Source organism: Mycolicibacter heraklionensis (assembly GCF_019645815.1).
Lineage (GTDB): Bacteria > Actinomycetota > Actinomycetes > Mycobacteriales > Mycobacteriaceae > Mycobacterium > Mycobacterium heraklionense.
This window is the reverse complement of sequence record NZ_CP080997.1, coordinates 899758-914185: the sequence shown is the minus strand read 5'-3', so window position 1 is coordinate 914185 and position 14428 is coordinate 899758. Positions and strand designations below refer to the sequence as shown.

16 protein-coding genes are annotated in these 14428 nt (G+C 67.6%); 9 read left to right on the top strand and 7 right to left on the bottom strand.

Going from position 1 to position 14428, the window contains the following annotated elements; all coding sequences use genetic code 11:
• Positions 1 to 58: 58 nt before the first annotated feature.
• Positions 59 to 1750, bottom strand: a complete 1692-nt coding sequence (locus tag K3U94_RS04395) for an FAD-dependent oxidoreductase (RefSeq protein WP_220695706.1) — start codon at positions 1748 to 1750, stop codon at positions 59 to 61.
• Between the two features lie 14 nt (positions 1751 to 1764).
• A complete protein-coding gene (locus K3U94_RS04390; protein WP_220695705.1) occupies positions 1765 to 2805 on the bottom strand; it encodes an AurF N-oxygenase family protein in 1041 nt (346 codons plus the stop codon).
• 186 nt (positions 2806 to 2991) lie between these two features.
• Between K3U94_RS04390 and serC the strand changes: the two genes are divergently transcribed.
• Together serC and sepH are read left to right on the top strand one after the other, a co-directional pair.
• The gene (gene serC / locus K3U94_RS04385; RefSeq protein WP_220695704.1) at positions 2992 to 4110 is read left to right on the top strand and encodes a phosphoserine transaminase; all 1119 of its coding nucleotides are present in this window, start codon (positions 2992 to 2994) and stop codon (positions 4108 to 4110) included.
• 182 nt (positions 4111 to 4292) lie between these two features.
• Positions 4293 to 5069, top strand: a complete 777-nt coding sequence (gene sepH, locus K3U94_RS04380; protein ID WP_220695703.1) for a septation protein SepH — start codon at positions 4293 to 4295, stop codon at positions 5067 to 5069.
• Here the strand turns inward: sepH and K3U94_RS04375 are convergent.
• Both K3U94_RS04375 and K3U94_RS04370 read right to left on the bottom strand, forming a co-directional pair.
• A complete protein-coding gene (locus K3U94_RS04375; RefSeq protein ID WP_047317528.1) occupies positions 5060 to 5335 on the bottom strand; it encodes a DUF2537 domain-containing protein in 276 nt (91 codons plus the stop codon). The genes sepH and K3U94_RS04375 overlap by 10 nt on opposite strands.
• A complete protein-coding gene (locus tag K3U94_RS04370) occupies positions 5332 to 6165 on the bottom strand; it encodes a TrmH family RNA methyltransferase (RefSeq protein ID WP_220695702.1) in 834 nt (277 codons plus the stop codon). Before K3U94_RS04370 ends, K3U94_RS04375 begins: the two co-directional genes overlap by 4 nt.
• A gap of 39 nt (positions 6166 to 6204) precedes the next feature.
• On the opposite strand from K3U94_RS04370, the gene K3U94_RS04365 reads away from it, so the two are divergent.
• The 3 genes from K3U94_RS04365 to K3U94_RS04355 are packed head-to-tail and all read left to right on the top strand — an operon-like array spanning position 6205 to position 7599.
• The gene (locus K3U94_RS04365; RefSeq protein ID WP_220695701.1) at positions 6205 to 6474 is read left to right on the top strand and encodes a DUF2530 domain-containing protein; all 270 of its coding nucleotides are present in this window, start codon (positions 6205 to 6207) and stop codon (positions 6472 to 6474) included.
• A gap of 32 nt (positions 6475 to 6506) precedes the next feature.
• Positions 6507 to 6965: an SRPBCC family protein gene (locus K3U94_RS04360; RefSeq protein ID WP_047317531.1), complete on the top strand. Its 459-nt coding sequence runs from the start codon at positions 6507 to 6509 to the stop codon at positions 6963 to 6965.
• Positions 6966 to 7023: 58 nt separating this feature from the next.
• Positions 7024 to 7599 carry a hypothetical protein gene (locus tag K3U94_RS04355; RefSeq protein ID WP_220695700.1) on the top strand — a complete coding sequence of 192 codons (576 nt, stop codon included), beginning with the start codon at positions 7024 to 7026 and terminating at the stop codon, positions 7597 to 7599.
• 25 nt (positions 7600 to 7624) lie between these two features.
• Here K3U94_RS04355 and K3U94_RS04350 read toward each other — a convergent pair whose 3' ends face one another.
• Entirely contained in the window at positions 7625 to 8275 is a 651-nt protein-coding gene (locus tag K3U94_RS04350; protein WP_220695699.1) for a TetR/AcrR family transcriptional regulator, read from the bottom strand.
• 162 nt (positions 8276 to 8437) lie between these two features.
• Here K3U94_RS04350 and K3U94_RS04345 point away from each other — a divergent pair, with 162 nt between their 5' ends.
• Positions 8438 to 9610 (top strand): hemerythrin domain-containing protein, encoded by a 1173-nt coding sequence (locus tag K3U94_RS04345; RefSeq protein ID WP_220695698.1) that lies wholly within the window; start codon positions 8438 to 8440, stop codon positions 9608 to 9610.
• Positions 9600 to 10052 carry a hypothetical protein gene (locus K3U94_RS04340; protein WP_220695697.1) on the top strand — a complete coding sequence of 151 codons (453 nt, stop codon included), beginning with the start codon at positions 9600 to 9602 and terminating at the stop codon, positions 10050 to 10052. Before K3U94_RS04345 ends, K3U94_RS04340 begins: the two co-directional genes overlap by 11 nt.
• 33 nt (positions 10053 to 10085) lie before the next feature.
• Here K3U94_RS04340 and K3U94_RS04335 read toward each other — a convergent pair whose 3' ends face one another.
• The gene (locus K3U94_RS04335) at positions 10086 to 11072 is read right to left on the bottom strand and encodes a DUF3027 domain-containing protein (protein WP_230987401.1); all 987 of its coding nucleotides are present in this window, start codon (positions 11070 to 11072) and stop codon (positions 10086 to 10088) included.
• A 223-nt stretch (positions 11073 to 11295) separates the two neighbouring features.
• Here K3U94_RS04335 and K3U94_RS04330 point away from each other — a divergent pair, with 223 nt between their 5' ends.
• Positions 11296 to 12882 carry an MFS transporter gene (locus K3U94_RS04330; protein WP_220696666.1) on the top strand — a complete coding sequence of 529 codons (1587 nt, stop codon included), beginning with the start codon at positions 11296 to 11298 and terminating at the stop codon, positions 12880 to 12882.
• Positions 12883 to 12889: 7 nt separating this feature from the next.
• Complete coding sequence (locus K3U94_RS04325; protein WP_220695696.1) at positions 12890 to 13402, top strand: DUF2771 domain-containing protein; 513 nt, start codon at positions 12890 to 12892, stop codon at positions 13400 to 13402.
• Between the two features lie 16 nt (positions 13403 to 13418).
• On the opposite strand, the gene K3U94_RS04320 is transcribed toward K3U94_RS04325, so the two are convergent.
• On the bottom strand, positions 13419 to 14426 hold the full coding sequence (locus K3U94_RS04320; RefSeq protein WP_220695695.1) for a glutathione S-transferase family protein: 1008 nt from the start codon (positions 14424 to 14426) through the stop codon (positions 13419 to 13421).
• Positions 14427 to 14428: the final 2 nt, after the last annotated feature.

The window sequence follows — 14428 nt, the reverse complement described above, 5'->3', positions numbered from 1 at the left end:
GATTCTGCGATTTTTCGCCCTGAGTACACGCTCGGCGGGGCCGGTGGGGTTCGGCGGGTCAGTGCCGTTTCAGTGCGCCGAGCAGGTTCTGCAGCAGCGGCAGGTCCGAGTGATCCTTGACCACGTCGAGCATGTCCGGCACTCGAGTGAACTTCACCCGCGGCCGGTCTTGCGCTTCGCCACGGGCGATCTCTGCTTTGTCGATCGCCTTCCAGCCGGCGGCGTCGATCACGTCGGGCTGGTGGGCGTGCACCATTCGGGCGATCGCACGCGGCCCGGCTATCGGCTCGGTCAGCAGGCCTGCGTTGTAGTCAGCGGCCAGAGTCTGGATCGTCTTGAGCGAGTCGGACTTGTTGGAGCCGATGAAACCGTTGGTACCGCGCTTGATCCAGCCCGACACGTAGGCTCCCGGAACTCGCTCGCCGGTCGCCGGGTCAATGACGCGGCCGCCCTCGTTCGGGACGACGCCGGCAGCGTCGTCGAACGGCAGGTCGGCGATGGGCGTTCCGTGGTAGCCGATCGAAGACAGCACCATTCCGGCGTCGATGCGTCGCACCTGGTCGGTCCCGGTGACAGTGAACTCCACTGCGCTGCAACGGTCCTCACCGAGGACTCGACCCGGGGTCAACTCGTAGGCGAATCGGATCCGCGGGCGGGTGATCGGCGCCGAGGCGTCTCCTAACTTGGTCAGTATCTCCAGTTTCTGCCGGGTCAAGTTGTCCTGGACGGTCGCCAGGTCATCGCGTACCCGGACATGGTCTTCGGTGTCGAGCACCACCTCGGCGGTCTGCGTGAGCCCCACCAATTCGGGCAGCGTGAACGCGGACGAAATGGGACCGCGCCGGGCGACGATCACCACTTCCTGGACCGCCGAGTCACGCAGCGCTGCCAGTGCGTAGTCGGCGATGTCGGTGTGGGCCAGCCGGTCCGGGTCGGCGGTGAGGATGCGCGCCACATCGAGGGCTACGTTGCCGTTACCCACGATCACCACCCGCTCGTGGCTGAGATCGACTGGCAGGTCGGTGAACTCGGGATGGCCGTTGTACCAGCCGACGATCTCGGTGGCCGTGCCCGTTCCGGGCAAACCCATGCCGTCGATCTCGAGCCGCCGGTCGTGCAGCGCACCCGAGGCGTAGAGCACGGCGTGGTGGTGCTGCAGCAGGTCCGCGTGGCTCAGGTGCTTGCCCACCTCCACGTTGAGGAAGAACTGGAAACCACGGCGCCAGGAGATCTCATCGAACAGCCGGGTGGCCAGCTTGGTGCGCTGGTGATCCGGGGCGACGCCGGCACGCACCAAACCGTAAGGGGTGGGCAGCTTCTCGAACATATTGACCAGCACGCCCTGCTGAGTCAGCAGCTCGTCGGCCGCGTACATGGCCGCCGGGCCGGAGCCGACGATAGCCACGGTCAGCGGATATTTGCCGCGCTGATGCAGCTCGGCGGCCGGCAGGATGGGCGCCAGCTTGGAGGTCGGCGGCAGCTTCACCCCTTCAGGTCGTTCCGGGTAGAAGGACCTGTTGATCTCCACGAACGGCAACTGTTCGGCCAGCGCCTTGGTATGCGGGACGATCGCGTCGACCGGGCAGGCCCGCACGCAGGCACCGCAGTCCACACACGCGTCGGGGTCGATGTAGAGCATCTCCGACGTGGCGAAGTCGGGCTCGTCCGGCGTGGGGTGAATGCAGTTGACCGGGCAGGCGAACACACACGAGGCGTCGTTACAACACGCCTGGGTAATTACGTGCGGCATGACCTGAGCGCGCGCTACGCGACCGAAGCGGCAACGGGCGTGAGGTGCGCGCGCTGCGGCTGGCTGCGGAACCGGGACGGAGCGCCGTGGATCCGGCAGATCCGCCACACCAGCTTGGCGACCGGGTTCATCAAACCGGTGTCGTGACACAGCATCCGGACGTCACCGAACATGTCCTGCAGCATCTGACGAGCTTCTGCCGAGCGGAAGAAGATGTCCTTACGGACCTCGTGCGGAATGTCGAACTCGGTCCAGAACGCCTTGGGCGGCACCACGATCGCCGAACACAGGATCCGCATGACGATCGGAACGTACAGCGACAGCCAGAACCGCTTGCGACGCGGCAGGTTCGGAATGCGCTTGTGCAGGTATTCGTGCGCGAACGAGATGTGCCGCGCTTCCTCGGCCACGTGAATGGCCATCACCCGCTCCATGATCGGGTGCAGGGTCTTGCCCTCCCGAAGGATGGCCTTCTGGATGTGGTCGATGGGCTCCTCGCCGGCCAGGATGCCGAACCAGAACGGGATCGGCAGCGGTCCGGCGACCAGCGGGATAAACGGCTGCACCCACTTCAGCAACCGCGGCATGCCGGGCACGTCGGCGCCGATGTGGTTCACCATCTCTTGGAACATCATGGTGTGGTTGCACTCTTCCACCGCCTCGTGCAGGCAGTAGCGGTACTCCGGTGAGCCGTTGGGCACCCAGAACGCGTACTCCATCAGGCCGCGGATCAGGATGGACTCGAAGTGCAGCCCGACCTTGGCGACGTTGGCCTGGCGCCACATGCCGATCTTGATCTGGACGTCCTCGGGCTGCGACTGGTACCACCAGTGCCGGCCGATCGGGTCGGTGCCCGGCAGGATCCAGCGCGGGTCGTTTTCGGTGACCTTGAACTCGGGGGTGTCCCAGTCGATGTCGGTGTACGGATTGAAGTTCCGGCGCACCGAACCTTCCGACAAGGTGTTGAGGATCTCGACGTAGTTCGCGTCGTCGGTCACTTCCATGTTGGCTCGCCACCGGCGCACGATGCGGGTTCGAGCGGCTTTCTGAGCCATCGGAGACACCTCCACCAGTCGTTTACATTTACCAGGCTTATGTACAACGGTACCGCAGGTACTGGGTACCCGTCCAGACTCCGGATCAACACTGTGGGCGTGACAGGTGTCGAGCGCTCCAGGTGATCCACATCACAATAAACCTGGCCTGCGGACGCCCGCCGGCCGCTGTCTACGCTAGAGGCCATGGCTGAGCAGCTCACGATCCCGGACACCATCAAGCCCGCTGACGGACGGTTCGGCTGTGGGCCGTCGAAGGTCCGCCCTGAGCAGTTGAACGCGCTGGTCACCACGGCGGCGCCGCTGTTCGGCACCTCCCACCGTCAGGCGCCGGTCAAAGACTTGGTCGGCCGCGTCCGCTCCGGGTTGCGCGAACTGTTCTCGGTGCCCGACGGCTACGAAGTGGTCCTGGGCAACGGCGGCTCCACGGCGTTCTGGGACGCCGCGGCGTTCGGGCTGGTCGACAAGCGGTCGCTGCACCTGACCTACGGCGAGTTCAGCGCGAAGTTCGCCTCGGCGGTGGCCAAGAATCCCTTCGTCGGCGATCCGATCGTCATCAAGGCCGACGCGGGCAGCGCCCCCGAGCCGCAGTCCGACCCGTCGGTCGACGTGATCGCCTGGGCGCACAACGAGACCTCGACCGGGGTGGCGGTGCCGGTGCGCCGGCCCAGCAGCTCGGGCGACGCCCTGGTCGTCATCGACGCGACGTCCGGTGCCGGCGGACTGCCGGTCGACATCACCGAGGTCGATGCCTACTACTTCGCGCCGCAGAAGAACTTCGCCTCCGACGGTGGGCTGTGGCTGGCCATCATGAGCCCGGCCGCCCTGGCCCGCATCGAGGCGATCGCCGCGTCCGGCCGGTGGGTGCCGGAGTTCCTGTCGCTGCCGATCGCGGTGGACAACAGCACCAAGAATCAGACCTACAACACTCCGGCGATCGCCACCCTGGCGCTGCTGGCCGAGCAGCTGGACTGGATGCTGGGCAACGGCGGGCTGGACTGGGCGGTCAAGCGCACCGCGGACTCGTCGCAGCGGCTGTACTCATGGGCCGAGGAGCGGCCGTTCACCACGCCGTTCGTCGCCGACCCGGCGTTACGCTCGCAGGTGGTGGGCACCATCGACTTCGTTGACGAGGTGGACGCGGCCGCGGTGGCCAAGGTGCTGCGGGCCAACGGCATCGTCGACACCGAGCCCTACCGCAAGCTGGGCCGCAACCAGCTGCGGGTCGCGATGTTCCCGGCGGTGGAGCCCGACGACGTGAGCGCTCTGACCCAGTGCGTGGACTGGGTGGTAGAGCGGCTCTGAGCGCAGCGGGCCCGCCTCCCTCTCGGCGCCGGGTTCATGCGGCGGTCCCAGCTTCACCTCTCCTCCGTCGAGCCTCGCTAAACCGCCGTGATCGGATCGTTATAACGCCCGCGTGTCACGACGGGGCGGGCTGTCGACTGGACTAGAGTCCGCAGGTAACCGGGCGTTCGCAAGGAGAAGTCATGCGGGAACTGAGGGCCATCGGCCTCGACGTCGACGGCAAACACATCATCTGCGAGAGCACCGGCGACGGCGAAGACCACACCGAGATGTTCCGGGTGCGCATCGACGACCGGCTGCGCGGCGCAGTCCGCGGCGAGGGCCACCGCGTAGGTCAGAATCCGGCCGACGCGGGCAGCAGCATGCTGCGCCCCAAGGACATCCAAGCGCGGATCCGCGCCGGGGCGTCGGTCGAACAGGTGGCCGCGGCAGCCGGTGTGGACGTCGCCCGGGTGGAACGCTTCGCCCACCCGGTGCTGCTGGAGCGGTCCCGGGCCGCGGAGCTGGCGACCGCCGCCCACCCGGTGCTGGCCGACGGCCCGGCGGTGCCGACCCTGCTGGAGGTCGTCACCTCCGCGCTGGTGTCGCGGGGCTTGAGCTCCGACAGCAGCAGCTGGGACGCGTGGCGCAACGACGACGGGCGCTGGACGGTGCAGCTGGCCTGGAAGGCCGGGCGTTCGGACAACGTCGCCCACTTCCGGTTCGCTCCGGGCGCGCACGGCGGGACGGTGACCGCGGTCGACGACGCGGCCATGGAGCTGATCGACCCCGGCTTCGGCCGTCCGCTGCGGCCGGTTGCCGCGGTGGCCGAGTTGGACTTCGAGACTCCGGCCGCCCCCGCGGTGGTCGAAGAGGTGCCGGTGCAGCAGCGCGCGGGGAGCCGCGCCCGCCGCAGCAAGCCGGAAGTCCCGGGGTGGGAGGACGTTCTGCTCGGGGTGCGTTCGACCGGTCAGCGCTGAGCGGCCAGCGCCAGCAGCACCAGCCACGCGCCCGCCACGCCGATCCCGGCGCCCAAGGCCAACCATCGCAGTACCGGAGTGCGCCGCCAGCCCCATACCGTGGGCGCCAGCCCTCCCACCGCAATCAGATTGAGCACCACCGCCACCGCGGGATGCACGCGCAGCAGCCCCAGGCTCAACACCGTGATCGCGGTCCCCGTCACCGCCGCGACGAACCCCGCCACGGTCAAGCCCGTCCCCCACGGCGTACGGGGGGTGGAGGTCATTCCGGCAGCCTAATGCGCTCGTAGAACGCCAGCGCGGCTGCGGTGGCGACGTTGAGCGAGTCCGTTCCCCGCGACATCGGGATGCGGACCCGAATGTCACTGGCGCGCATCGCCTTCTCCGACAGGCCCGGCCCCTCCGCGCCGACCAGCACCGCCACCGGTTCGTCGCGCACCTTCGCCATCGCACTCGACAACACCTCGGCCCGCGGGTCCGGCGTCATCGCCAGCAGCCGGAAGCCCTGCTCGCGCAGCATCGCCAGATCGCCGGGCCAGTCCGCCGAACGGGCGAACGGCACCAGCAGGGCGTGCCCCATCGAGACCCGCACCGAGCGCCGGTAGAGCGGGTCGGCGCAGCCGCTGCCGAACACCACGGCGTCCACGCCCAACCCGGCACCGTTGCGAAAGATCGAACCCAGGTTCTCGTGGTCGTTGACGCCCTCGAGCACCGCGATCGTGCGGGCCCCGGCGACCAGGTCGGCCACCGGCGGCTCGGGCACCCGCGACGCGGCGGCCAGCACGCCTCGGTTGAGGTGAAACCCCACCACGTCGGCCATCACCTCCGCGGACACCCGGTAATACGGGACATCGGGGGCGTCAGGTGCGGTCAGGTCGGGCGTCAACTCGGTCAGCCGCCGATCGGTGCCCAGCAGCGCCCGCGGGGTGAACCGCGATGCCAGCATCCGCTGCACCACCAGCACCCCTTCGGCGATCACCAACCCTTTTCCGGTGGGCAGGTCCGGGCGACGGTCGATGCTGTTCAAGTCGCGGAAATCATCCAGCCGGGAATCGCGGGGGTCAAAGATATCGACGACATCGACGACCCTGGCCACTGCGGGAACTTTACCGGCGAGGCGCTAACGTCAACGGCGATGACCCCTCAGCACTCCCCGGAGCACGCCCCCGAGCCGCCACCGCTGCCGACCGCCCTGCTGCGGGTCTGGCCGGTGATCCGCGCCGGGGTCACCGGCTTCTGCTGCGCAACCATCGCCGCGTTCACGGTGCCCGCGCTGGAAGGGTGGCGGCCGGTAAGCGTGGCGGGGCTCGGCGTCGGGATGGTGGGCACCACTATCTTTCTGGTGCAACGCAGGGCGGCACGACGCGGCGCGCGCGGAGCCCAAACCGGGCTTGAAAACGAATAGAGTTACGAACCGACGATTCGAGGAGGAAAGCCATGGCAGCCCCGCTGTTGACGGCACAGATCGACATCAACGCACCGGTGGCCAAGGTGTGGGCGCTGGTCTCCGACTTCCGGCGGATGCCCGAGTGGAGCCCGCAGTGCCGGTGGATGAAGCCGCTGGGTGCGGTGCGTCAGGGCACCCGCACGATCAACGTCAACCGGCGCGGCCGGATGTTCTGGCCCACCAGCTCCGTCATCACCGAATACATCCCGGAGCGCAAGCTGGCGTTCCGCGTCACCGAGAACCACAGCGTGTGGAGCTATGAGCTCGAGCCGACCGCCACCGGCACTCGGGTCATCGAGAGTCGGCACGTCGAAAACGGCAACACCACCGCGGTCTCGGCGTTTCTGGTGGGCAAGTTCATGGGCGGGACGCCCACCTTCGAACGCGAGCTGGTCGAGGGCATGAACGCTTCGCTGAGCAAGATCAAGGCCGCCGCAGAGAACGCCTGACGCCCCTGTGGCGGCGGAGTAACGTCCCCTGAAACGGGCAGGATACTGGGAGGAATCCATGGAAACCGTGAAATCCGCAGTGCGACTGCCGATCGTCGCCGTCGCAGCGACCGCGCTGGTGGCCGCCGGCCTGGCCCCGGTGGCGGCGTCACCCGAAATCAGCACGCGCGCCGTGGCCGCGGTGTCGGCGGAGGTGGCGCTGGCCGCCAGCGCGGTCGTCGACAGCTTCGACACCCTCGCCGGGCTCGCGCCTTTCGACATGTCCAGCATCGCCGAGGAACTCAACGTCCCCGGCACCGCCGACGTGTTCGACGTCCTGCCCGGCGCCGCCGACGCGTTGGACGTTCCAGGCGCCGCCGCTGCGTTCGACATCGTCGGCCTGTTCAACGCGGAAGTGGCGGCTGCGGTAGGACTGTTCAACCGCTTTATCAGCCTGCCGTTTACGTTGTACGACGACATCTCGAACGTGGTCACCAGCCTGATCAACCTCGACTTCGGGATGGCCTTCAGTCAGGCGGCCACCATCCCGCTGGACATCGTCAACTATGTGCTCGGCCTACCGGGAGCGGTGGTCAACACCGCCTTCAACATGATCTTCGTGCTCCCGGGCGAGTACCTGTTCAACTTCGGTTAGGCACTGCGTGGCGACCGATGTCGGCTTAGGCATCGGCGAGCAGAGCGCGGGCCACGACATCGATGATCGCGGCCCGAGCCCGTCGGTGGCTCCAACCGCGGTCAACGGTGAGCGAGCGGTAGGGACCGGTGCTGTGGCCCAGCGCCCACCACAGGTCCACCGCGTGGTCGACTGATACCCGCAGCGGCCCGGCCTCGGCAAGAAGTTGCACCAGCCCGCGAAGGTCGTTACGACGGCGGCGTTCGAGTTCGCTCTGCAGCTCGGCGATCTCCGGGTCGGAGGCTGCCACTGAGCGCACGATCTCGTCGATCGGAGCCACCCGGCGCAGAACGTCGCGGGTCGCATCGGTGATCAGCTCGAGGCGGCGCCGCTGGTCGGGCTCCGCCTTCACCCGGGTAAGCCAGTCCCCGGTACGCCAGGCTTCGGTGCTGGGCGCTCCGGTCGAAGCCTGTTCGACCACGGCGCGCAGCACGTCTCGCTTGGTTCCGAACACGGCGTACACGGTCTCCGGCGATACCTGTGCCCGCGCAGCGATCTGCGCGATCGTGGTGGTCGCGTAGCCGTTCTCGATGAACCCGGCTGTCGCGGCGTCGATTATCGCCGCACGTGTCGCCTCACGCTGCCGGGTGCGCGCAGCGGAGCGATATTGCCGTCGAGGCTTGACTTCCTCAGCCATTTAAGTACAGTTCCACTGTATTCATTACATGACCACCACAGCTAAATATGTCCATCCTGGCAGTCCATCATCTCGTGATCGCGTCGCACAAGCTGTGCGCGACACGGGTTCTACGCCGACACAAAGGCCTTCCCACGGCCCGAGACGGCGAAGGAGGCCCTCATGCCGACGGACGCGTTCGACATGGCAATCGTTCACAAGGTATTCCGCAGCGAGTTGCACGACTTTCCCGCCTTGATTCGCAGCGTCACGGCCGGCGACACCGCGCGATCTGCTGTCGTCGGCTCTCACATCGAGCTGATCATGGCCGCACTACACCACCACCATGCCGCTGAAGACGAGTTGATCTGGCCGAAACTGCACTGCCGAGCACCCGAATTCGCCGAAGCCGTCGCACGTATGGAACAAGCTCATCGCGCGATCGCGGTCGCTGACGCCAAGGTCAAGTCAGCTCTGACGTCCTGGGCACGCACCGCCGATGCCCGGCTCGCTGCGCAACTCCTCGAGGCCGTCGCGGATCTGTCAGCTCGGGTGGACGAGCACCTTGCCGATGAAGAGCGCAACATCGTCCCGCTCATCAACCAACACATCACCGCCGAGGAATGGCAGCAATGCGCCGCCCGCGGCTCCGAATTCATCTCGCGGAAGAACTTCCGACTCGGTCTTGTGTTGGGCGGCTTGACTTTCGACGTATCATCAGCGGATGAGGCCCGACGACTGCTGAGCCACATCCCGCGACTGCAACGCATCCTGATCCGGGTATTCGCGCGACGCACCCTGATGAGGTACCGCGCCGCTCTCGAGGGCTCACGAACTGCCGCGATGAGCCCGGAACCCTCTGCCCTCCAGATCATCGAGAACTTCCGCACTTGTGAGTTGACCACGATGTCTCGAGACGGCTCGCCACAGACCTGGCCGATCTGTCCGCTTTTGCTCCCCGATGGACGCTTCCTGATCTGTACCAGCATCGGCTTGCCCCAGAAGGCATTCAACATCCGTCGCAACCCGAAGGTGAGCATGCTGTTCTCCGAGCCCACCGGCTCAGGCTTCGATAATCCAGGCGCCGTCCTGGTCCAAGGCGACGCCATCGCCGAGGATCGCATCATCGCCGATCTCAGGGAGAATCGCGACTTGCGCCGGTTGTTCGAGCAGGTCTGCGCACGACAGCCGGCAAGTGCCTTCATGAGCAGTTGGCTCGGTCGGCAACTGTTTCCCTTCTACTACGTACGCCTCGCGATACAGGTGACGCCATACCGGATATTGCATTGGCCTACCAGAGATTTCAGCCAAAACCCGCGTCGATTCGACTTCGAAGAGCTCAGTCATGTGGACTGACGCGGCCAGGGCGCTGGCGGCGTTCTCGGAAATCGGCGGCGTTGTGACGGCGGCCGATTCCTACGGATATCCGGTCAGCGTCCGACAGACCTCCCTACCCTTGGACGCCGCTACGGGCGAGATGGTCGTTGTGTGGCCGAAAGGCCTCGACGTCGTCGAGGGCCCGGCCAACCTACTCTGCCACTCGCATGACGAAAAGCTCTGGCACCTGAAAGCCCTGCGCATCCAGGGACGCCTGGAGCGCCGCGGGGGCGATTGGATCTTCGTCGGTTCCGCGTTCACGCCACCCGCACGCATGGCAGTGGTGTTGTGGCGCGCCGCCAGAAGTAACCGCGCGGCGGGAAACCGCTACTTGGCCAGGCGGGGACTCGTTCGGCCGCAGGTGAATTGGACCGAAGTCAAGGCGATTCAGCGTCGCGCACGACTCGGGCAGCAGCGCTGACGGTAGAGCCGACCCCGAAAACCGCGGTGCACGTCAGGTTGCCTCCGGGTCCCCCGGCTCGGCGGGGATATCGGCGACCGTTTCACCGGCGGCATCTGACTCTGTTGCTACTGGTTCGGGCTCCACCGCGGGTTCCGGCGCCGCCTCGGTCTCCACGGTCGCTTCGACGGCCGCCTCGGTCACCTCATCAGCCACCGGCTCAGCCGGCTCGTCAACCGGTTCGCTGACCTCGTCAGCCGGTGGGGCTGCGGGAACCGCCGTCACATCGACGATCTCCAGCACGCCGTCGTCGTAGGGCTCGTATGCCGGGGAACCGGTGCCAGCGGCCGCCGGAGTGTCACTGTGCGCGCCGCAGCCGTACCGGTTGTCGACCACGTGCCCGTCGGCAGACATTTCGTTGCCGCAGACGCCGAATACCGTGCCCAGTTCGCCGGCGAGCGGCAAATAGAAGCCGCAGTCGCGGCAGACCCGCTTGGTGGACCGTGCCATCGCCGAATCCGGGCCGTACTCGCCGTCATGCCAGCGCTGCGCCGCCTCGGCGCGGCCCACCGGACTCATCAGCCAGCGTCGTCCCAGGCCGATCTCACCGGCTACCTCGTCAAGCTGCGGGTCGCCGCTCGAGGTGTACCCGGGTACCAGGCGCGGATCGTCGGCAGGTGGCGCCAGCAGGTCCCCCGGCCCCAGGTCGCCGGGCCGGACCCGCTGATCCCACGGCACCCACTCCGGAGCCAACAGGGCCGTGGGGCCGGGCACCAGCACGACCTCGCTGACCGTGGGCTCCGTGGCGCCCGGGATGGCAGCGACGACGACAGCCCACTGCCAGCCCTGATAGCCGGGCAGCAGCGCACCGAACCGGTGAGTGGCGGCGGTCGGGTCCTCGTAGTCGACTCCCAGGTGCTCGCCGACAGTCTCGGCACCGCTGAACTCGGCGACGGCCGAGCGGGCCTGCTCGACGGCTGCGGCCAGCACCGTGGGCACGGCGATGGTCGCAGTGGCTGATTCTGCGCTGGGTCCGGTCACGCGGGTCCCTTCCGTTCAATGACGTCCCTCATACTGCCGCAGCGCGGCTCTGTCAGCCACATGCAGGCACGATCACGGCCTACGCGGTCGTACGGCGGACATAGGGAAGAATCGCGGTGTGTCTGCACGGCGTCGCGATCTCCCCGAACCGGGCCGGCGCCGCCGTCCGCCTCCGGCCACCGGCCGCGGTGCGCGTAACGGCTCGGCCGGACAACATCCCGGCATGGCCAACTACCCCAGCAACAACGCGGGTGACCAGCGGCAGCGCAAGCCCATGCCCAGCAACAACCGGTACCTGCCCCCGCTACGCGAACACACCGACACGCCTCGCCGCCCCGAGCCTCCGGGCGGTTCGGGGGCCAGCGACCGTGTCACGGTCACCCGAGCCGCCGCGGCGCGCAGTCGCGAAATGGGCTCCCGGATGTACGGGCTGGTGCAACGGGCCGCCACCGCCGACGGCGCCGACAAATCCGGACTCACCGCATTGACCTGGCCGGTGGTGGCCAACTTCGCGGTGGACGCGGCGATGGCCGTGGCGCTGGCCAACACCTTGTTCTTCGCCGCGGCCGCCGGGGAGAGCAAGGGCCGAGTGGCGCTGTATCTGCTCGTGACCATCGCGCCGTTCGCGGTGGTCGCACCGCTGATCGGCCCGGCCCTGGACCGCCTCCAGCACGGCCGGCGCGCCGCGCTGGCCATGTCGTTCTCACTGCGCACCGCACTGGCCCTGGTGCTGATCGCCAATTACGACGGGGTCGCGGGCACCTTCGGCTCCTGGGTGCTCTACCCGTGCGCATTGGCGATGATGGCGCTGTCGAAGTCCTTCACGGTGTTGCGCAGCGCGGTGACGCCACGGGTCATGCCGCCGTCGATCGATCTGGTGCGGGTCAATTCCCGCCTGACGATGTTCGGCCTGCTCGGCGGAACGATCGTCGGCGGCGGGGTCGCCGCGGGGGCCGAGTACGTCTTCACCCGGCTGCTACAGCTGCCCGGGGCGTTGTTGGTGCTCGTCGCGGTCTCGGTGGCCGGCGCGGTCCTGTCGATGCGGATCCCGCGATGGGTGGAAGTGACCACCGGCGAGATCCCGACCACCCTGAGCTACCGCTTCAACGAACGGCGCCGCAGCTGGCCCGAGCAGGTTCGGCGGGCCGGCGACGCGCTGAGCCAACCTCTGCGGCAACCGCTGGGCCGCAACATCATCGCCGCACTGTGGGGCAATTGCACCATCAAGGCCATGGTCGGGTTCTTGTTCCTGTACCCGGCGTTCGTGGCCAAACAGCATGACGCGGGCGGATGGGTGCAGCTGGGCATTCTCGGGCTGATCGGGGCGGCCGCCGGGTTGGGCAATTTCGCCGGCAACTTCACGGCTGCCCGGCTGCAACTGGGCCGCCCTGCGGTGCTGGTGGTGCGCTGCACCATGGCGGTGACCGCCGTCGCGCTGGCGGCGGCGGTGGCCGGCACCCTGGTGATGGCGGCGATCGCCGCGCTGGTGACATCGGGGGCCAGTGCGATCTCGAAAGCATCGCTGGACGCCGCCCTGCAAGACGACCTTCCCGAGGAGTCGCGGGCGTCGGCGTTCGGCCGCACCGAGTCCACCCTGCAGCTGGCCTGGGTATTGGGAGGTGCGCTGGGGGTGCTGGTATACACCGACCTGTGGGTGGGCTTCACCGCGATCACCGCTCTGCTGATCCCGGGTCTGGCCCAGACCATCCTGTCGTTCCACGGCGACTCGTTGATTCCCGGCCTGGGGGGCAACCGGCCGGTGCTGATCGAGCAGGACGGCGCCCGCCTCGATCCGGCAAGACAGGGGTGATGTGTAGGTGAAACGCTCGACGGCCGCGCTGGTGGCGGTGCTGGCGGTGGTGACGGCGGCGTTCGCCGGATTCGGCACCTGGTGGTTCAGCCGAACCCAGGAGCCGACGCCGCCGCAGATCAGCGTGTACTCCAACGGCCACCTCACCCACGCCGGGCCGTACCTGTACTGCAGCGTGCTCGACCTCGACGAATGCCTGCTCACCGAAGCGCGCGGCACGCTGGCGGTCGACGCGCGTCATCCGGTGCAGCTGGCGGTGGACAACACCATTGGTCAAGCGCCGTGGCGACTACTGCGGCTTTACGACGACCCCGCCGATTCCACCGGCAAGATCTATCCGCCGGGCAGCACCCTGGCGGTCACCGTCCCCACCGTGGACCCGCAACGCGGTCAGCTGCGCGGGCTGGTAGTGCAGCTGCTCACCCTGGTCGTCGACACCAGCACCGGCGAGCAGTTCGCGGTACCGCACGCCGAGTGGGCGGTGGGCATGCGCTGGGGCCGTCAGGTGACTGCGGGCTGATGGCAGCGGCCCGCGGCTAGGACTGAGCTCCATGGCCCGCCGGCACCCGCTCGCCGGCCGGCACCGGCCCCGGCGGGGTGCCGTCCCCGAACGGCTTGCCGCCCAGCGCTTCTCGTCCGTGCGGTGAAAGCCAATTCGTCAGATCCGGGCCGTCGGGAACGATCTGGGACGGATTGATGTCGGCGTGCACGATGTAGTAGTGCTGTTTGATCTGTACGAAATCCACCGTGTCACCGAATCCGGGTGTCTGGAACAGATCCCGAGCGTAGGCCCACAGCACCGGCATCTCGGACAGCTTCTGCCGGTTGCATTTGAAATGTCCGTGATAGACCGGGTCGAACCGGGCCAGGGTGGTGAACAGTCGGACGTCGGCCTCGGTGATGCTGTCCCCCACCAGGTATCGCTGATCGGCGAGGCGCTCGCTGACCCAGTCCAGCGCGGTGAACAACCGGTCGTAGGCAGCGTCGTAGGCCTGCTGGGTGCCGGCGAAGCCACACCGGTACACCCCGTTGTTGATCTCGGTGTAGATGCGCCGGGCCACCTCGTCGATCTCGTCGCGCAGCTGCTCGGGATACAGCTGCGGAGCCCCGTCGCGGTGATAGGCCGTCCACTCGGTGGAGAAGTCCAGGGTCATCTGGGCGAAGTCGTTGGTGACCACCGCACCGGTGGGCACATCGACCATCGCCGGAACGGTGATGCCCTTGGGATAGTCCGGAATGCGCTTGAAGTAGGCGTCTTGCAGCCGCGGGATCTGCAGCACCGGGTCGACGCCACCGGGGTCCAGGTCAAAGGTCCAGCTGCGCTGATCGTGGGTGGGACCGCAAAAGCCTATGGAGATAACCTTTTCCAGCCCGAGCAGCCGCCGCACGATGATGGCGCGATTGGCCCACGGGCAGGCCCGCGCGACGACCAGCCGGTACCGGCCCGGTTCGACGGGATAACCGTCTCGGCCATCGGCGGTGATCCGGGTGGAGATGTAGTTGGTGTCGCGCGTGAAATCGCCGCCGGCGAGGTAGCTGGCCATGA